This is a genomic window from Tropicibacter oceani (assembly GCF_029958925.1).
Classification (GTDB): domain Bacteria; phylum Pseudomonadota; class Alphaproteobacteria; order Rhodobacterales; family Rhodobacteraceae; genus Pacificoceanicola; species Pacificoceanicola oceani.
This window is the reverse complement of sequence record NZ_CP124616.1, coordinates 698,354-716,967: the sequence shown is the minus strand read 5'-3', so window position 1 is coordinate 716,967 and position 18,614 is coordinate 698,354. Positions and strand designations below refer to the sequence as shown.

Genomic DNA, 18,614 nt, shown 5'->3' with positions numbered 1-18,614 from the left:
ATCATCAAACGTCCTCCGATAGGGTCCACCCGCTTTAGCGCAAAACGGGTGTTGTGTCACCCCTCGTCAAGTGTAGCGAGCAAGGCCTGCTTGTCCATCTTGAAACCAGAGGCGATCCAAAGCGCCTGAAGCGCGCTCAACGACTCGCCCAGTTGTGCACCCTGATAGGTCGGCATCAGATCGCGCGCCGTCACCGGAAACACGGCACCCGCGCCCAGCGCGACCTGCTGCGCGATCCCCTCGGGCAAGGGCGCCTCAAGGCTGGCGGCGCGCAGGGCTGCCACGTCCCGGGCGATGTCCGCCCCCTCGCGCCAGGCAAGTTCGGCCAGGCCGGCATCAGGCGAAATCAGTCTCTGATACAGCGCAAGTTTGCGTTGATCGGGTTTGGACAGGCGCAGCGCCGCCCCGTCGAAAAACCCCATGACTGCCATCCGCCGCAGCGCTTCGGGCGCAAGACCCAGAACGGTTTCGTGGTGCAGCAGCGGCCCAAGCGGGCGGCACACCGCCCCCGGCATCACATGCGCCAGAACCCCAGTCCGTTCCATCACGGCGACTGCCATCAGGGGATCGGGCGCTGTCAGCAGCTTGCGCAACTCGGCCCCCAGACGTTCGCTGGAAATCCGGTCCAGACCATCGACATTCGCGGCAATCGCGGCCAGCGCCTCGGCGTCATAGCCTTGGTCCTTGTCGCCGTACCAGGCCGAAAACCGAAAGAACCGCAGGATTCGCAAGTAATCTTCGCGGATGCGGGTTTCGGCATCCTGGATAAAGCGCAACCGGCGCGCGCGCAGATCCGCCAGCCCCTGACCCAAGGGGTCCACGACATGCCCGCGCCTGTCGGCGTAAAGCGCGTTCATGGTGAAATCGCGGCGCAGCGCGTCTTCGTGGATGTCATCGGCAAACCGCACCACAGCCCGCCGCCCGTCGGTTTCGACATCGGCGCGATAGGTGGTGACCTCATAGCCTTCGCCATGGGCGACGACGGTCACGGTGCCGTGGTCGATACCGGTGGGGATGGCCTTCAGGCCCGCGTCTTGCGCCAACTGCATCACCGTTTCCGGGCGGGCCAAGGTCGAGATGTCCACATCCGACACCGGCACCTGCAAAAGCGCGTTTCGCACGCAGCCACCGACGGCAAAGGCTTCGAACCCGGCGTCCTCCAGCAGGGCCATGACCCGCTGGGTGCCGCGATCCTCCAACCATGCGCCGCGCAACTGAGTCATGACGAAACCCGATCCGCCAACACGCGCAACATCCGCGCCGTGGCGCCCCAGATGTAATAGGGCCCAAGCGGCACGGTGAAATAATGACGCCGCTGGCCGCGCCAGCGCCGCGACTGCACGAAAAAGCGGGCCGGGTCGGTGACATGGGCAAAGGGGGCGGTAAACACCTCGTCAACCTCACCGGGTTCGGGAATGGGGTCAAATCTGTCTCTGATCAGGCCCAAAACCGGTGTCACCAAGAAACCCGTGACGGTTTCATGGGTGGGCAAAGTACCCAGCACTTCGACCTGTTGCGGGTTCAATCCCACCTCTTCATGTGCCTCGCGCAGGGCGGCGGCGATCACATCCGCATCGCCTTCGTCCTGCTTGCCGCCCGGAAAGGCGATCTGGCCGGGGTGGTGCTTCAGCCGCGACGACCGCTTGGTCAGAACCAGTTCAAGCCCCGCATCCCCCTGCTGAAAGGCGCAAAGCACCCCGGCGGGCCGCAATTTGCGGCCCGGGGGCAATTGCACATCGGGGTTCAGATCGAAATCAGAGGTGCCCTGATCATCGCCGCCAAGGGCCGCGCGCAGGGCACGGATCTGATCATCCCTTGTCATTGTCCGCCTCAAACCCGACCGTGGCCGGATCCAGAACGTAGTGCGCCCCGCAGAATTGGCAGTCTGCCGTCACCGTGCCTTCGTCCGTGGTCATCTTTTCGATGTCCTTGGCCGAATAGATCGACAGGCTTTGGCGCACGCGGTCTTCGGAACAGGTACAGCCGAAACGGATCGGTTGCGCGTCATAGACCCGCGGCTGTTCTTCGTGGAACAGGCGGTACAGCAGGTCCGCCGGGGACACCTTCGGGCCGATCAGCTCCAATTCCTCGACCGTGCCGACGTGGCTGTTCACGCGGTTCCAGTTTTCCTGCGCGTCATCGCCGATCAGGTCTTGCGCTTCGAGCAAACCGGCATCACCCGAACCACCGCCCGTGGCAAATGGCGAAGCCTTGGGCATGTGCTGCAGCATGATGCCGCCCGCGCGCCAATGTTCCGGCACACCGGGTTCGGACGAACGGCCAAAGGACAGCGCAAAGGTGGTCGGCAGCTGTTCGGACTGCGCGAAATAGGACGACGCACAATCCGCAAGACTGCCGCCCGCAATCGGGGTGATCCCCTGATAGGGCTGCATGTCGGTGCCCTGGTCGATCATCACGGCAAAGTAGCCCGCGCCCAGTTGCTGGAACGGCGGAGCATCGGTGATGCGGTCGCGGTCAAAGCTGGCATAGGCCCGGATCCGGGCAGGATCGCCCTCTTTCTCGGGGCCGTAGTAATCCGTGGCGATCATCCGCACCGGGCCATTGGTCTGAACCTGCAACGACAGTTTCCAGCGCAGTTTGATCGTCTGGCCGATCAAGGCCGTCAAAAGCGCCATTTCGGCAACCAGGGCCTCGACCGGGGCGGGATAATCGTGCTGCGAAAGAACGCCGCTCAGCACGCCATCAAGGCGCGCGACGCGTCCACGCATGTCGGAACGATCAAGCTGAAAGGGCAGGACGGTGTCGTCCCAGGCGATTTTTGTGCCAAGTGTCATGGGGTTTCCTTATCTGCCAAGTGCTGGCATACCGCAGCCATATAGGGACGATCAAGGCACGCGCAAAGGGGCAAGGGCATGATCCGCAGATATGGGCAGTCTCCTGACCCGCAAAAGCGCTATCGTTTGCGCCCCGGAGTCTATGCGATCCTGCCATTGGGCGATGCGCTTTTGCTGACCCACCAGGCCTTTCCGGAACCCGAAGTGCAGCTGCCCGGCGGGGGTATCGACCCTGGCGAGCATCCGTTGACCGCGCTGCACCGCGAGGTGTTCGAGGAAACCGGCTGGCGCATGACCTCTCCGCGTCGGCTGGGGGCGTTTCGGCGTTTTACCTATATGCCGGAGTACGATCTTTGGGCCGAAAAGCTGTGCATCATCTACACGGCCCGTCCCGTGCGCCCGCATGGGCCGCCCAGCGAAGCCGGGCATATGGCAGTGCTGATGCAACCCGAACAGGCCGTGCGCAGCCTTGGCAATCCCGGTGACCGGGATTTCGTGGCCCGCTTTTGCCTGTGATCAGGGGTTGGCCGGCGCCTCGGGAACGGAGTCGAACTCCAGCAATGCGGCCGAGACGTCATCCCCAAGGGTTTCGGCATTTTCCATCTGGGTGGTCAGCCGCCAGTACATGTCTTCCAGCAGTTCAGGCCCTGTGCCGCCCATTTCGACGCTTTGGCGAAAAATGCGGGCAAGCCCCTCTTCCTCCAGCATCTGGCCGTCTTTCATCACCGCCTCGGTAAACCCATCCGAATACAAAAGCAGCCGGTCGCCGCGGGCCATGGTGAATTCGACCTGATCATATGACACCTCGTCGACCAGCCCGATCGGCAGGCCGCCATCGCCAAGAAATTCCACCGTGCCATCGGCGCGCAGCAACAGCGGCGGCGGATGCCCGGCCTGCACCAGCCGCATCGCCCCGGTTTTCATGTCGCCCGCGACATAGGCCATGGTCAGGTATTCCTCGACCCCCGGATCGGCAGCAAGCCGTTGGTTCAACATGCGCCCGGTCTCGGCCGGTTCGCGCATGGCGTAGTATTGGTCGAACCGCTTTTCCAGCGCGATATTCTGGTCCGGAAAGGTGCTGGACATATACCCGGCGACCCGCGCCGTCACCATGGCGGACGTGATACCGTGGCCGGAAACATCGATGCTGTACAGGCCCAGTCGATCGAAACCGGGGGTGAACATGCCCACAAGATCGCCGCCGACATGACCGCAGGGTTGCAGCAGCAGACTGACGCGCGACGTGCCGATTACCCGCATCCGGTCCGGCACCAGCGATTCCTGGATCTTGCGCGCCTGCTTGAGATCGTTGTCGATCGCCTCGTGAATGGTCTTGAGTTCGGCAAACGCCTCGGACACCAGGCGGTTCTTTTCCGAAAGCTGCCGCTCCATCGATACGACGCGCGCGCCGGCATTGATCCGGGCGCGTAGTTCATGGGCATTCACAGGCTTGGTCAGGAAATCGTCGGCCCCGGCATCCAGCCCCTGCGCCACATCCCCCTTTTCGCTTTTCGACGTCAGCAGGATGAAATAGCCATAGCTGTCCTTTTGCAGGTCACGAAAATGGCGGCAGAATTCCAGGCCGTCCATGCCGGGCATCATCCAGTCGGACAGGACCAGGTCAGGGGAATGGGTCGCGCAAAGTTCCAATGCCTCGGGCCCCGATTCTGCCTGAAGCACCTCGAATCCCCAACGCGACAGCATCGCGCTGACGATTTTCAGCTGCAGACGGCTGTCATCGACCAGCAGGACACGCCTGACGGCATCTGGTTCGATCCTTGTGAAATCTGCTTCTTTCGGCCTCACGTCGTCCCCCTGGCCCGGGATGGGCGGACTGGAATTTCGACCGGTTTAAGACAGGACTCTTAACAGCCTCTGAAATCTAAAATGAAAGCTATTCCGTATCGGCCAGAAACCCGCGATTTACCTTTGCCCCCTAGCGTCTCGGCATGAGCGGAGACATGACATGATTGATTGGGCACGCGTCGCCGAATTGCGCGACGAAATCGGACCAGAGGATTTCGACGAGGTGGTCGAGTTGTTCCTGACCGAGGTCGAAGGCGCCATCGACCTGTTGGAAAGCGCGGCGGGAAACCCGGTTGTGACGCACGACCAGATGCATTTTCTGAAAGGGGCGGCGCTGAACCTTGGGTTTGCGGCGGTATCAGACCTTTGCCAAAAGGGTGAAAAGGCGGCCGCCGGCGGCGACGCCGAGGCCATTCCCTTTGGCGCGGTGCGGACCACCTTTGAAGACAGCAAAAACCGGTTCCTGGCAGAGCTTCCGTTGAAATTCGCAGCGTGACGCTGCGGTTCAGATCTTGCGATGCAGGTCGGACAGCGTGTCCGGCACCCCGTCGGCAAAGGCGCTGCGGCGCAAACGGCGCATCCCGTCGATCCAGCGGTCCATGTCCTCGGCCCGGCGGCGGAAATACATGGCGGCCTCTTGATGCGGCAGGATCAGGAACCTGTCCTCCTCCAACCCTTGAACCAGCGCCTGCGCCACATCCTCGGCGGTCAGGACACGGTCGTGCGGGCGATCAATGGGGCTGTCCGCGTCATAGCCCAGCAGCTGCGTCGCAACATAAAGCGGGCAGACAACGCTGGACCGAATGCCTTGATCGCCATGTTCGATCGCCAGCGACTGGGCAAGGCTGACCGCCGCATGTTTGGATGCCGAATAGGGGGCATCGCCGATCTGACTAAGCAGCCCCGCGGCTGAGGCAACATTGACCAGCCAACCCTCGTTTCGGGCGATCATACCGGGCAGCAACAAACGCGACGCGCGCAGATGCGCCATCACATGCACATCCCAACTGTCCTGCCATTGCGCATCGGAAACCGAGGTCGGTCCCAGCGCGGCCCCCCGCGCAAAGCCGGCGTTCGAACACAACAGGTCGATATCGCCCAGCGCAGATTGCGCGCTAGCGACCAGATCCGCGATTTGATCAGGGTCCCGAACATCACAAGGCAGGGCGACGCCGCCGATCTCATCGGCGACAGATTGCGCCGCAACAGGGTCTATATCGCTGACGCAAATCGCCATGCCCCGTGCCGCCAGCGCGCGGGAAATGGCGCGGCCGATGCCTTGGCCGGCGCCCGTGACAATGGCGGTGCGGCCCGTGAACCTCATATCACGAAATTCGCCAGGACTTCGTCGTCGGTGATATCGGTATAGGTGTAGCCTTCGGCGTCCAGCCGCTGGAACAGCTTGCCAAAGTTCGCAGGATCACGGGTTTCGATACCGATCAAGACAGAGCCGAAGTTGCGCGCCGATTTCTTGAGGTATTCAAACCGGGCGATGTCATCGTCGGGCCCAAGCATATCAAGGAAACCGCGCAGGGCGCCGGGGCGCTGGGGCAAGCGCAGGATAAAGTACTTCTTGACCCCCGAGTAGGTCTGCGCGCGCTCTTTCACCTCGGGCAGGCGTTCGAAATCGAAATTGCCGCCCGAGGTCACGCACACCACCTGTCGGCCGCGGATCGCCTGCCCCATGTCCTTGAGCGCATCAACAGACAGCGCCCCGGCGGGTTCCAGCACGATGCCTTCGACGTTCAGCATTTCCAGCATCGTGGTGCACAGGCGGTCTTCGTTGATTTGCAGGGTGCTGGCCAGACCGACCTCTTTCAGGATGTCAAAGGTCAGATCGCCGATCCGCGCCACCGCTGCGCCATCGGCAAAGGTGTTCACCTTGGGCAGCGCCACGGGATGCCCCGCCTCAAGCGCGGCGCGCAGGCAGGCGCCGCCCATGGGTTCGACAAAGGTATACTGCGGCTGCGTTCCAAAATAACTGAGCAACCCCGAGCCAAGCCCGCCACCCCCGACCGGAATCACCAGCGTATCGGGTACCGCGCCCAGTTGCTGTTCAATCTCGACCCCGACGCTGGCCTGGCCTTCGATCACGTCCTGATCGTCAAAGGGCGACAGGAAATAGCCACCCTCGGTTTCGCAGAACTCTTTCGCGGCCTGCAGGCAGTCGTCGAAATAGTCACCGATCAGGCGAATTTCGATACTGTCCCCGCCGAACATCGAGGTTTTCTGGATCTTCTGCTGCGGTGTCGTCACCGGCATGAAGATCACGCCGCGCTTGCCGAAATGCTTGCACATAAAGGCAACGCCCTGCGCGTGGTTGCCCGCGCTGGCGCAAACCACAAGATCCAGATCGGGCCGTTTGCGCATGGCGTTGAAGGCGCCGCGCAGTTTGTAACTGCGCACCGGGCTCAGGTCTTCGCGTTTGAGCCAGATGTCGGCGCCATAGCGCTCCGACAGATGGGCATTGCGTTGCAGGGGCGTTTCGGGAAACACCTCTCGCATGGCTGCGGCGGCCTCGCGGGCCTTATCCTGAAAATTGCTCATGCCGAAGGATTGGCAAAGCGCGCGCGGCTTAGCAAGTCAGTCAATCTCGCGGCCTTCGACATAATGGCCGTAAAGCGTGGTCAGGATGGACACACCGACCAACCCCATGACCAGAGAAAACGCAATCGACACCAACCCGCCCAGAAGCACGGAAACCGCCATGATCGCGGCGACCCCCAGCTGCAGCACGAAGTTCGCCGCAAACAGGATCAGCGCAAAGGTAAGGATGACGCCGCTGGCGCCCTGCGTCGCGGTCCAGGCCTGACCCAGTGTCATCGGCTTGCCCACGGCACCGGCGGGCAGAATGACCGAGACCCGGTAAAACCCGACCATGATGATCACCCAAAAGATCGGCAGCAGGATCATGGCCGCCTGCCCCATCGCGGCGACAAGAATGCCAAGCGGGATCGACAGCACCACGGCGATCACCACCAGCATCAAAATCCGCCCGAAATAACCAAGGATCAAGGACACCGGAAAGGGTGGCAGCCAACCGCGCGGATATTCCTCGAGCAGGACAAAGCGGTGCCAGTTCACGACGATCCAGATCATCGCCACCATGATCACGATCCAGGCGGGCAGAAAGGCCATGGTGAACCCGGCGCCGTCTTCGGGCATCGGCATCCCGCCGCCCGGCGTGTTCATCATCTCCCAACCGGTGCCGCCGACCAGCAACGACAGGGCCGCCGTGGCAATGATCACCGGCAAAAGCCCGATCCGCAAAGCCTGCATCCAGTTGCGCAACACCATGCGCAGCGAATGCACAAAAATCGTCCAGCCTTTCATGTCCTGCCCTTTCAGCCAAGTTTTCCGCATGGGACCCTTGATCCCAAGCCGCGTCAATCCCGCATCCTTGCCGATCCTTGCAAAACCCGTTAAGCCGCGCGCCAGCATCTGACAGAGGAATCCCAGCATGTCCGCGCCCAAGAAAGTCGTCCTGGCCTATTCCGGTGGCCTTGATACCTCGATCATCCTGAAATGGCTGCAAACCGAATACGGTTGCGAAGTGGTCACCTTTACCGCTGACCTTGGTCAGGGCGAGGAACTGGAGCCCGCCCGCGCCAAGGCCGAAATGCTGGGGATCAAACCCGAGAACATCTATATCGAGGACATCCGCGAAGAATTCGTTTCGGATTTCGTGTTCCCCATGTTCCGCGCCAACGCGGTCTACGAGGGGCTGTACCTGCTGGGCACCTCGATCGCGCGCCCGCTGATCTCCAAACGTCTGGTCGAGATCGCCGAGGAAACCGGCGCCGACGCCGTGGCCCATGGCGCCACCGGCAAGGGCAACGACCAGGTGCGGTTCGAACTGTCCTGCGCCGCGCTGAACCCGGATATCAAGTGCATCGCCCCGTGGCGGGAATGGACCCTGACGTCGCGCACCTCGCTGTTGGAATTCGCCGAGCAGAACCAGATTCCGATCGCCAAGGACAAGCGCGGCGAAGCGCCCTTCTCGGTCGATGCGAACCTGTTGCACACCTCGTCCGAGGGTAAGGTCCTGGAAGACCCGGCCGAGGACGCGCCCGACTACGTCTATCAGCGCACCGTCCACCCCGAGGACGCGCCCGATACGCCCGAAGTCATCGAAGTGACCTTTGAAAAGGGCGACGCGGTTGCGATCAACGGCGTGGCGATGAGCGCGGCCACCATCCTGACCGAGCTGAACGAATATGGCCGCAAGCACGGCATCGGGCGTCTCGATTTCGTCGAAAACCGTTTTGTCGGGATGAAATCGCGCGGCATCTATGAAACGCCCGGCGGCACCATCCTGCTGGAAGCGCACCGCGGGATCGAACAGATCACCCTGGATTCGGGTGCCGGCCACCTGAAGGATTCGATCATGCCGCGCTACGCCGAGCTGATCTATAACGGTTTCTGGTTCTCGCCCGAACGCGAAATGCTGCAGGCCCTGATCGACAAGTCGCAGGAACACGTCACCGGCACCGTGCGGCTCAAGCTGTACAAGGGCTCGGTACGCACAATCGCCCGCTGGTCTGATCATTCGTTGTATTCCGAGGCGCACGTGACGTTCGAGGACGACGCCGGTGCCTATGACCAAAAGGACGCGGCGGGCTTTATCACCCTGAACGCGCTGCGCCTGCGGTTGCTGGCCGCTCGGAACCGGCGGTTGAAGTAATCCGCCATTCGGCGAAATTCAAAGGCCCGTCTGGAAACAGGCGGGCCTTTCTTGTTGCGGGGCGCGATCCGCCGTCACGTCACGGTTGCCCGGCTTGCGCGCTGTGTCCTAGCTGGGACAACAGACGAAAAGGACACCTGATGCCGCTGACCGATATCGCCGCCAAGATGCAGCGCGGCCTGGACAAACATCCCCTGGAACGTTCGATCAAGTTCGATTGCAGCGAGGACGGCGCGATCACGCTGCAGGGCGGTACAGCGCATCTGGCCGACCTGCCCGCCGATTGCACGATCAGGATTTCGCAGGCCAACCTGGAAAAACTGATTGCCGGGGACCTGAACCCGATGACCGCATTCGCCATGGGCAAGATCAAGGTTTCGGGCGACATGAGCCTTGCTCTGAAGCTGAGCCAACTGCTGGGCTAGGCATCCAGTTTTAGACCCTGTTGCATCTGAAAAGGGCGGGATGATCCCGCCCTTTCCGGTTGGTTACTTGGCGGTCACGACCGTCATCACAAGGTTGCCGTCAGGCTTGATCGGGCCATCCTCTTTGGCGCCAAGGGTGTATTCGAACACGCCCGTCGACATGCCGCCGTCTTCGCCATGCACCATGAGCATCAGCATGTCACCGGCTGCGACTTCTTCTTGCAGGATGGCCGAGACGTCCATGTTCTCACCCTCCTTCAAGGAAGCATAGCCAACGACGGGGCCGGGCTTCATTTCGCCGTCAGTGCGGTGAACGACCAGCCAGCCGTTGGCGGGTGCGATCACCTTGTCGGCCGTCACGGTTCCGCCCGAAACGTCCTGATCCATCGCTTCGACGCCGGGGGCCATGGCGTGGCCTGCGGCCATGGCGATGCTGGCGGTCAGGGTGAAAATGCTGCTGGTCACAAGGGTTTTCATTGGGACTCTCCATCTGTTTTCTGCGCACGGATTGTCCGTGCTTGCCAACAGTCACGTCAGCCCGGCAGACAAAGTTTCACGAAAGTCAGATTTTTAATGCGTTGCGCGCCATCGCATCGAAATAGGGCATCGCCGTTTCGGTAAGCGCCTGCCCGCGCGCATCCAACGACGGCAGCGCGCCCTCTGGTCCGGCAAAACCGCTGCTGTCGTGAACCGAGGCGTACCAGTGCGGCGCCCAGGCCCCGTCAAATGGCTTGGGCCCCTTGGGCCAGCTCAGCATGGCAGGATCCCAATCAAGCCCGATGGCCTGACACATGGCGCGTAACATCCCCTGCGGATCGGCGCGAATGTCGGCGCTGTCGACCACAACGGGGTTCTGCCCCAGATCACGGCAGTGCTGGAACAGCGCGGCCTGACGGGCAAAGCCGATGTCATCCTCTGTCGCCTGCGGATATCCATTGAGGAAACTGGCGACCACGCGCGCCGGGTGGCGCAACAAAAAGACGTTCACGCAACCCGCCATGAAGCCACGCGGAATGCCGTCAACCATGTGTTGGCACATATGCTTGTGATAGGCGTTGGGTTTCCCATTCGGGATTGGACCCAAGAGGCTCTGTTCCACCTCAACTGCGCTTTCCAGCCGGCTGGTCAGAACGGCGTCGCGCATCGGGTGGTCAAGGCCAGTGATCCGCAGGTAAGGGCCGTAAAACGGCTCGTCCACCGCATGGAAATCAGCGCGATTGCCAAAGCTGTACATCAACGCCGTCGACAGGTTGCGCGGCCCGGACCACATGGCAATCTTCACGATGTCACCAGATCTTTGTACAGCGCGCGCAGCCGTTTGGTGATCGGCCCCATCTGGCCGTCACCAATCGCGCGTCCATCAATCGACCCTACCGGCGTTTGCGCACCAAAGGTGCCGGTCAGGAACGCCTCGTCGGCACCATAGGTGTCGACCAGGCTGAAATTCCTCTCGAACACGGGAATGGCGTTGGCGCGGCACAGGTCGATCACCTTTTGCCGGGTGATCCCGTTCATGCAGTAGTCCCCGGTGCTGGTCCAAACCGCACCTTTGCGCACGATAAAGAAATTGCAGGCGTTGGTGGTGTTCACAAAGCCATGGACATCCAGCATCAGCGCTTCATCCGCGCCGGCCTTTTCGGCGGCGATGCAGGCCAGAATGCAGTTCAGCTTGGAATGCGAATTCAGCTTGGGGTCTTGCGTCATCGGCAGCCCGCGCAAATGCGGCACCGTGGCAAGCCGGATGGGGCGCGGAATTTTCGGCTGGGAATGCTCCATGATGATCACCACGGTCGGCCCCTGCCGCGAAAGCGAAGGATGCTGGAACGGGCGCGATTTCACCCCGCGCGTCACCATCAGCCGGGCATGGGCATCGGTGACCATGCCGTTGGCTTCTTGCGTCTCTAACAAGGCTGAAATCACACCATGACGGTCCATCCCGATGTCCAGATCAATCGCCTTGGCCGCCTCGAACAGGCGGTCCATATGTTCGTCAAGAAAACTCCAGCGCCCGTCGTACAGCCGCAGCCCTTCCCAGACACCATCCCCCAGCATGAAGCCGGAATCGAAAACGCTGACCATGGCCTGCGCCCTTGGTTTCAGCTGGCCATTTACCCAGATCAGCACGCTTTCGTTGCGCGCGTCTTCTTCGGCCTGATGGGTTGTCACATGATCTGTCATGGCGTCACGCTAGGGCGCGGGAAACGTTCACGCAAGCTCACCTTGTGGTGAGAAGACGTTGCGACGATTGCCAGGGCGCGCGCGGGCTGGCAGCCTTGGGTCAAAAGGAGACTTGCCATGCGCCTTCCGTTCTGTACCCGCCCTCTGGTCCTTGGACTGTTCATCCTGGTCGGCCTTGCCGCCGAACGCGCCCACGCGGATGAAATCATCGTTGCCGGAGGCTGTTTCTGGTGCGTCGAAGCCGATTTCGAAAAGTTGCGCGGTGTGACCGAGGCGGTTTCCGGCTATACCGGCGGCGCCGTCGCAAATCCGACCTACAAACAGGTCACGCGCGGCGGCACCGGCCATTACGAGGCGGTGATGATCCGGTTCAACGGCAACCAGACCAACCCGCGCGCGCTCTATGATCTGTTCTTCCGCTCGGTCGATCCCACCGATGCCGGCGGTCAGTTCTGTGATCGCGGGGAAAGCTATCGCACCGCGATTTTCGTCACGAACTCTGCGCAAAAGCAGGCCGCCACCGAAGCAAAAGCCGCCGCCGAGGCGCAGTTGGGCCGCAAGATCGTGACCCCCATTCTGGACGCCCGACCGTTTTACCAGGCCGAGGGCTATCATCAGGATTACTACAAGGGCACCAAGCGCGTGCTGACCCGCTTTGGTCCGATCCCGCAAAAGGACGCTTACAAAAAATACCGCGATGCTTGCGGTCGTGATCAGCGGGTAAAGCAGCTTTGGGGCAATGCGGCGGCCTTCGTGAACTAACTGCGCATGTCCTGCACGTCTTTCAGGTCAGGGATCACATCGGCGGTGCCCATGCGCGTCACCATCAGCGCCGCCGCCTTTGTCGCCAGCCCGATGGCCTGCGCCATCGGCATGCCGCGATCAAGTCCCGCAATCAGGTAACCGGTAAAGGTGTCCCCCGCCCCGGTCGTGTCCACAGGCGCGACCTTGATCGCGGGGAATGCCTGCGTGTCACCGCTGTCGGTGTTATGCCAACGACATCCCTTTGATCCCAGGGTGACCACCGCATCGCGCACCGGCAAATGCTCGGGAGAATGTCCGGTCGCCTCGGCCAGCTGGGCGGCCTCGACCTCGTTCAGGACCAGAAGGTCGAGCAGGGGCAAAACCGCCATGACCGCCGCGGCCGAAAACGGTGCGGCGGCATAGGCGACACGCATTCCGCGCCCGCTGGCCATTCTGGCCGCCTCGGCCTGCAGGTTGGTTTCATTCTGACAGATGAAAAGATCCTCGGCCGTGGCCTCCGACAGCGCCTTGGAGATATCAGGCTCTGACAAGGCGCAATTCGCACCGGGATACAACAGGATCGAGTTTTCACCGGCGTCATCAACCGCAATGACCGCATGGCCTGTCGGCTCGCTCCCGACGCGGATATGCCGGGTATCGACGCCATATTCCGTCAGTCGTTCAATCGCCCAGCGCCCGTCTTCGCCGACCGCCCCGATATGCACACAGCGCGCCCCGGCCCGGGCGGCAGCGACCGACATGTTTGCGCCTTTACCGCCCAGCCCGCGCGAGAGCGAAGTCGAAGCCAGGGTTTCCCCCGGCCCCGGCAGATGCGGCACGCGATAGACAAGATCGGCGTTGATGGACCCAAGATTGAATATCGTCACGCCCCTGGCCCTTCCTCTTGCCCAAAATATCCCCGCCGGAGGCTCCTGCCCCTGCGGCGGGCGCTGTCCTCAGCCGACTTTGCACGCGGCCAGAACCGCCATGTTCAGGATATCATTCGCAGTCGAGTTCGACGAACAGATCTGGATCGACTTGTCGATGCCGGCCAGGATCGGGCCGATCACCGTCGCCCCGGCCATTTCCTGCATCAGCTTGACCGAGATCGAGGCCGAATGCCGCGCCGGAACAACCAGAATATTGGCCGGGCCGGTCAGCCGCTGGAACGGATAGGCCTCTTGCGCCTTGAGGTTCAGGGCCACATCCACGGTCATTTCGCCCTCATACTCAAAGGTCACGCCGCGGCGGTCCAGCACCTTTGGCGCAAGGTGCATCTTGGCCGCACGTTCAGACACCGGATAGCCAAAGGTCGAAAACGACACAAAGGCAACGCGCGGCTCAAGCCCAAGATGCCGGGCCACACCTGCGGCGCGTTCGGCGATATCGGCCAGGTCCTCTTCGTTCGGCCATTCATGCACTAGCGTATCGGCAATCAAGACGATCCGCCCCTTGTGCAGCAAAGCCGTCACGCCCGCCGCACCGTCGCCGGCATCAGCATCAAAGACGTGGTTGATCAGCTCCATCACATGCGCCGATTTACGCGTGGCGCCCGTGATCAACCCGTCGCCATGGCCATGCGCCAGCATCAGCGCGCCAAAGACATGACGATCACGCGCGGCAAGGCGGTGGATGTCCTGCCGGTCATGCCCCTTGCGCTGCAATCTGTCGTACAGGAAATCCTTGTAGACCGGGAAATGCCGGCTGTTGGCGGCATTGACCACCTCCAGTTCGCGCACCGCATCCTCAAGACCGGCGGCCTCCAGCTTTTCCTTGACGTCGCTTTCGCGGCCGACAACCAACGCTTTGCCCAGACCCGAACGCTGGTACATCACGGCGGCGCGCAGCACGCGCGGATCGTCGCCTTCGGCAAAGATCATCCGGGCCTGTGCAGCCCGGGCGCGGGCGTTGATGCCGCGCAGGATGCTTGCAGTCGGATCCATCCGGCCCTTGAGGCTTTCTTCGTAGGCTTCCATGTCGATGATCGGACGGCGCGCGGCGCCGGTGTCCATCCCTGCCCGTGCCACGGCGGGCGGAATGCGGTGGATCAGACGCGGATCGAAGGGCGTCGGGATGATGTAATCACGGCCAAAGGTCAGCGTCTTGCCATAGGCCAGCGCAACCTCGTCCGGCACGTCCTCGCGCGCCAGCGCGGCCAACGCCTCGGCGCAGGCGATCTTCATCTCATCGTTGATGGCGCGGGCATGCACATCCAGCGCGCCGCGGAACAGGTAGGGAAAGCCAAGGACGTTGTTCACCTGGTTGGGATAATCCGACCGCCCGGTGGCAACGATGGCATCGGGGCGAACCGCGTGTGCCTCTTCGGGGGTGATCTCGGGATCGGGGTTCGCCATGGCGAAGATCACCGGGTTATCGGCCATTGACATGACCATGTCCTGCGTCACCGCACCCTTGGCCGACACGCCAAGGAAAACATCGGCGCCTTTCATGGCCTCTTCGAGCGTGCGCGCATCGGTTTGCGCCGCATGGGCCGATTTCCACTGGTTCATGCCCTCGGTACGGCCCTGATAGATCACACCCTTGGTGTCGCACATGATGCAATTGTCATGCCGCGCGCCCATGGATTTGACCAGCTCAAGACAGGCGATCCCCGCCGCACCCGCACCGTTGAGGACAATCTTGCAGTCCTCGATCTTTTTCCCCGAAATATGCAGCGCGTTGATCAGGCCCGCCGCGCAGATCACCGCCGTGCCGTGCTGGTCGTCGTGAAAGACGGGAATGTCCATTTCCTCTTTCAGACGCTGTTCGATGATAAAGCATTCGGGTGCCTTGATGTCTTCGAGGTTGATCCCGCCAAAGGTGGGCCCCATCAGGCGCACGGCCTTGCAGAATTCGTCCGGGTCCTCGGTATCCAGTTCGATATCGATGCTGTTGACGTCGGCAAAGCGCTTGAACAACACCGCCTTCCCCTCCATCACCGGCTTGGAGCCGAGCGCGCCAAGGTTGCCAAGGCCCAGAACCGCCGTGCCGTTGGAAATGACCGCAACAAGGTTGCCCTTGTTGGTGTAGTCGTAGGCCAGTTCGGGATTGGCGGCGATGTCTTCGCAAGGAACGGCGACGCCGGGGGAATAGGCCAGCGACAGGTCGCGCTGGGTGGTCATGGGAACGGTGGCCTGCACCTCCCATTTGCCGGGGGTCGGTTCAAGGTGGAAGGCAAGCGCCTCTTCGCGGGTAAACTTGGGTTTGGACATGCTTCCTCCCTTGGCGTCATCAATATCGGGTTTTCCCCGATGGTTGGCCGCCTTAATGTCACGCCAAACCCGTGGGGGGAAGATACGTGAGCGCTAACAAAACAACTGTGACGCCGATGATGGCGCAATATCTGGAAATCAAGGCGCAGTATCCCGACGCCTTGCTGTTCTACCGGATGGGCGATTTCTACGAGATGTTCTTTGACGACGCAGTGGCGGCGTCCGAAGCGCTGGACATCGCCCTGACGAAACGCGGCAAACACGACGGCGACGATATCCCGATGTGCGGGGTTCCGGTGCATGCCGCCGAGAACTATTTGCTGACGCTGATCCGCAAGGGTTTTCGCGTTGCCGTGGGCGAACAGCTGGAAAGCCCGGAAGAGGCGAAAAAGCGCGGCTCCAAATCCGTGGTCAAGCGCGACGTGGTGCGGCTGGTCACGCCCGGCACCCTGACCGAGGAATCCCTGCTGGAGGCGCGGCGCCACAACTATCTGGCCGCCTTGGGCCGTGTCAGAGACGAATTTGCCCTGTCCTGGGCGGACATTTCTACGGGTGCGTTTCACGTGATGCCCTTGTCGCGGGCGCGGATCGGGGCCGAACTGGCGCGGCTTGCGCCGTCCGAACTGCTGGTCGCCGACAAGACCGAAGAAGAGCTGCGCGAGGTGCTGGGCGATCTGGGGATCGAGGCAACGGTTCTGGGCGCTGCCTCCTTTGATTCCACGGCGGGCGAAGGGCGGCTTTGCGCTGTTTTCGGGGTGCAGACGCTGGCCGGTTTCGGCACCTTTGCGCGGGCCGAACTGTCCGCGATGGGCGCCCTGGTCGATTACCTGGAAATCACGCAAAAGGGCCGCCTGCCCCTGCTGCGCCCACCGCGGCAAGAGGCGGTTTCGCGCCTGATGCAGATCGACACCGCGACGCGGCGCAATCTGGAACTGACGCACGGCATGAACGGCGGGCGCGCCGGGTCTTTGCTGGCCGCGATTGACCGCACCGTTACTTCGGGCGGTGCGCGGTTGCTGGAACGGCGGGTTTCGTCGCCATCGCGCGAATTGGCGGTGATCCGCGAACGTCTTGAGGCGGTGACCTGGGCGGTGGACTCGCCCCTGGCCGAACCGCTGCGCGAAAGTTTGCGCGGTGTGCCCGATCTGGATCGCGCATTGTCGCGGCTGGGGCTGGATCGCGGTGGGCCGCGTGATCTGGCTGCCGTGCGCAATGCCTTGCAGCAGGCAGAAACCATTTCGGCGCAGTTGGCAGGCCAGGATCTGCCAGACCTGCTGAGCCGCACCGTTCAATCCCTGACCGGTCACGAAAGCCTTTTGGAATTGCTCGACGCTGCGCTGGTGGCCGAACCGCCGCTATTGGCGCGCGACGGCGGGTTCATCGCGGCGGGGTATGACGCCGCCTTGGACGAGGCGCGCAGGCTGCGGGACAAGGGGCGCGGCGTGATTGCCGGAATGCAGGCCGATTATGCGGAACGCGCCGGGGTCAACGCCCTGAAGATCAAGCACAACAACGTGCTGGGCTATTTCATCGAAACCACCGCGACCCACGCCGAAAAGATGATGTCGCCGCCCCTGTCGGAAACCTTCATTCACCGGCAGACAACGGCCAACCAGGTACGCTTTACCACTGTTGAGCTGTCCGAGCTGGAGACCCGCATCCTGAACGCCGGGAACGAAGCGCTTGAGATTGAAAAGCGGCTCTATTCCACGCTGAGACAGGCCATTCTGGATCTTGCCCCTGCCCTGTCGGACCTTGCGCTGGGGCTGGCCGAATTCGATCTGTCCATTGGTTTGGCCAAGCTGGCGCGCAGTCGGGACTGGTGCAAACCCACGGTCGATGACAGCCGCGCCTTTGACATTCAGGCCGGGCGGCATCCGGTTGTCGAAGCGGCGCTGACCAAGGCCGGAGAGCCGTTCATCGCCAACGACTGCACTCTGAACGCCGAGGGCGAGGCCGCGTCGGTCACATTGCTGACCGGGCCCAACATGGCCGGTAAATCGACCTATCTTCGGCAGAACGCGCTGATCGCGCTTTTGGCGCAAATGGGGTCTTATGTGCCAGCTTCTGCCGCGCATATCGGATTGGTCAGCCAGATTTTCAGCCGTGTCGGGGCCAGTGACGATCTGGCGCGCGGGCGCTCGACCTTCATGGTCGAGATGGTGGAAACCGCCGCAATCCTGAACCAGGCGGACGAAAGCGCGCTGGTGATCCTGGACGAGATTGGGCGCGGCACGGCGACCTATGACGGGTTGTCGATTGCCTGGGCGACGCTGGAACATCTGCACGAGGTGAACCGCGTGCGCGGTCTGTTCGCCACCCATTACCACGAAATGACGGTTCTGGCCGGGAAGCTGCCCGGGGTCAGGAATGCCACGGTCGCGGTCAAAGAATGGGAAGGCGAAGTGATCTTTCTGCATGAAGTGCGCGAAGGTGCGGCGGACCGGTCCTATGGTGTGCAGGTGGCACAGCTGGCGGGCCTGCCCAAACCGGTGATCACCCGCGCGCGCGCGGTGCTGGAAGCGCTTGAAAAAGGGGAACGGGACAAAGCGTCGCCCAAGGCGCTGATCGACGATCTGCCGCTGTTCTCGGTCGCGGCGCATGCGGCACCCCAACCGGCGGCCAATTCAGGCCCGTCCGAGATTGAAACGCAGCTGGATGCGCTTTTGCCTGATGAAATGACCCCGCGCGAGGCGCTTCAGGCCCTGTATGAGCTCAAGGCGCTGCGCAAGAAAAAGGCGGGGTAAAACCCCGCCCTACCTTGTGTTTC

The 18,614-nt window shown here is 62.2% G+C and carries 18 protein-coding genes; 6 read left to right on the top strand and 12 right to left on the bottom strand.

From position 1 onward, the window contains the following. Positions 1-56 precede the first annotated feature (56 nt). From QF118_RS03385 to hslO, 3 genes are read right to left on the bottom strand one after another with little or no spacing between them, the layout of a single operon-like run. The gene (locus QF118_RS03385) at positions 57-1,223 is read right to left on the bottom strand and encodes a CCA tRNA nucleotidyltransferase (protein WP_282301243.1); all 1,167 of its coding nucleotides are present in this window, start codon (positions 1,221-1,223) and stop codon (positions 57-59) included. Beyond that, on the bottom strand, positions 1,220-1,822 hold the full coding sequence (locus QF118_RS03380; RefSeq protein WP_282301242.1) for a CoA pyrophosphatase: 603 nt from the start codon (positions 1,820-1,822) through the stop codon (positions 1,220-1,222). Before QF118_RS03380 ends, QF118_RS03385 begins: the two co-directional genes overlap by 4 nt. After that, entirely contained in the window at positions 1,809-2,795 is a 987-nt protein-coding gene (hslO, locus tag QF118_RS03375; protein WP_282301241.1) for an Hsp33 family molecular chaperone HslO, read from the bottom strand. The genes QF118_RS03380 and hslO overlap by 14 nt, the downstream gene beginning before the upstream one ends. A 78-nt stretch (positions 2,796-2,873) precedes the next feature. On the opposite strand from hslO, the gene QF118_RS03370 reads away from it, so the two are divergent. Beyond that, positions 2,874-3,311 (top strand): NUDIX domain-containing protein, encoded by a 438-nt coding sequence (locus tag QF118_RS03370; protein ID WP_282301240.1) that lies wholly within the window; start codon positions 2,874-2,876, stop codon positions 3,309-3,311. Here the strand turns inward: QF118_RS03370 and QF118_RS03365 are convergent, their stop codons facing one another. After that, entirely contained in the window at positions 3,312-4,601 is a 1,290-nt protein-coding gene (locus QF118_RS03365; protein WP_282301239.1) for a PP2C family protein-serine/threonine phosphatase, read from the bottom strand. Between the two features lie 160 nt (positions 4,602-4,761). Between QF118_RS03365 and QF118_RS03360 the strand changes: the two genes are divergently transcribed. Then, the gene (locus QF118_RS03360; protein ID WP_282301238.1) at positions 4,762-5,097 is read left to right on the top strand and encodes an Hpt domain-containing protein; all 336 of its coding nucleotides are present in this window, start codon (positions 4,762-4,764) and stop codon (positions 5,095-5,097) included. A gap of 9 nt (positions 5,098-5,106) precedes the next feature. Here the strand turns inward: QF118_RS03360 and QF118_RS03355 are convergent, their stop codons facing one another. Genes QF118_RS03355 through QF118_RS03345 form a run of 3 tightly spaced genes read right to left on the bottom strand, consistent with a single transcriptional unit; the run spans position 5,107 to position 7,964 of the window. After that, entirely contained in the window at positions 5,107-5,925 is an 819-nt protein-coding gene (locus QF118_RS03355) for an SDR family oxidoreductase (RefSeq protein WP_282301237.1), read from the bottom strand. After that, the gene (gene ilvA / locus QF118_RS03350) at positions 5,922-7,148 is read right to left on the bottom strand and encodes a threonine ammonia-lyase IlvA (protein WP_282301236.1); all 1,227 of its coding nucleotides are present in this window, start codon (positions 7,146-7,148) and stop codon (positions 5,922-5,924) included. Before ilvA ends, QF118_RS03355 begins: the two co-directional genes overlap by 4 nt. Positions 7,149-7,184: 36 nt before the next feature. Then, positions 7,185-7,964 carry a hypothetical protein gene (locus QF118_RS03345; protein WP_282301235.1) on the bottom strand — a complete coding sequence of 260 codons (780 nt, stop codon included), beginning with the start codon at positions 7,962-7,964 and terminating at the stop codon, positions 7,185-7,187. Positions 7,965-8,061: 97 nt separating this feature from the next. On the opposite strand from QF118_RS03345, the gene QF118_RS03340 reads away from it, so the two are divergent. Together QF118_RS03340 and QF118_RS03335 are read left to right on the top strand one after the other, a co-directional pair. Then, on the top strand, positions 8,062-9,285 hold the full coding sequence (locus tag QF118_RS03340; RefSeq protein ID WP_282301234.1) for an argininosuccinate synthase: 1,224 nt from the start codon (positions 8,062-8,064) through the stop codon (positions 9,283-9,285). A 140-nt stretch (positions 9,286-9,425) separates the two neighbouring features. Further along, on the top strand, positions 9,426-9,710 hold the full coding sequence (locus tag QF118_RS03335) for an SCP2 sterol-binding domain-containing protein (protein ID WP_282301233.1): 285 nt from the start codon (positions 9,426-9,428) through the stop codon (positions 9,708-9,710). Between the two features lie 63 nt (positions 9,711-9,773). On the opposite strand, the gene QF118_RS03330 is transcribed toward QF118_RS03335, so the two are convergent. The 3 genes from QF118_RS03330 to QF118_RS03320 all read right to left on the bottom strand — a co-directional run bounded on the left by QF118_RS03330 (position 9,774) and on the right by QF118_RS03320 (position 11,888). Next, positions 9,774-10,187 (bottom strand): DUF7282 domain-containing protein, encoded by a 414-nt coding sequence (locus QF118_RS03330; RefSeq protein ID WP_282301232.1) that lies wholly within the window; start codon positions 10,185-10,187, stop codon positions 9,774-9,776. Between the two features lie 85 nt (positions 10,188-10,272). Beyond that, positions 10,273-10,992 carry a sulfotransferase-like domain-containing protein gene (locus tag QF118_RS03325; RefSeq protein ID WP_282301231.1) on the bottom strand — a complete coding sequence of 240 codons (720 nt, stop codon included), beginning with the start codon at positions 10,990-10,992 and terminating at the stop codon, positions 10,273-10,275. Beyond that, the gene (locus QF118_RS03320) at positions 10,989-11,888 is read right to left on the bottom strand and encodes a D-amino acid aminotransferase (RefSeq protein WP_282301230.1); all 900 of its coding nucleotides are present in this window, start codon (positions 11,886-11,888) and stop codon (positions 10,989-10,991) included. The genes QF118_RS03325 and QF118_RS03320 overlap by 4 nt, the downstream gene beginning before the upstream one ends. Positions 11,889-12,005: 117 nt before the next feature. Between QF118_RS03320 and msrA the strand changes: the two genes are divergently transcribed. Next, positions 12,006-12,650, top strand: coding sequence for a peptide-methionine (S)-S-oxide reductase MsrA (gene msrA / locus QF118_RS03315; RefSeq protein ID WP_282301229.1), 645 nt, complete (start codon positions 12,006-12,008; stop codon positions 12,648-12,650). On the opposite strand, the gene QF118_RS03310 is transcribed toward msrA, so the two are convergent. Together QF118_RS03310 and QF118_RS03305 are read right to left on the bottom strand one after the other, a co-directional pair. Then, the gene (locus tag QF118_RS03310; RefSeq protein WP_282301228.1) at positions 12,647-13,519 is read right to left on the bottom strand and encodes a ribokinase; all 873 of its coding nucleotides are present in this window, start codon (positions 13,517-13,519) and stop codon (positions 12,647-12,649) included. The two genes, msrA and QF118_RS03310, sit on opposite strands and share 4 nt — an antisense overlap. Positions 13,520-13,588: 69 nt before the next feature. Beyond that, positions 13,589-15,844 carry an NADP-dependent malic enzyme gene (locus QF118_RS03305; protein ID WP_282301227.1) on the bottom strand — a complete coding sequence of 752 codons (2,256 nt, stop codon included), beginning with the start codon at positions 15,842-15,844 and terminating at the stop codon, positions 13,589-13,591. Positions 15,845-15,960: 116 nt separating this feature from the next. Between QF118_RS03305 and mutS the strand changes: the two genes are divergently transcribed. Then, positions 15,961-18,591, top strand: coding sequence for a DNA mismatch repair protein MutS (gene mutS, locus QF118_RS03300; protein ID WP_282302392.1), 2,631 nt, complete (start codon positions 15,961-15,963; stop codon positions 18,589-18,591). Positions 18,592-18,614 lie beyond the last annotated feature (23 nt).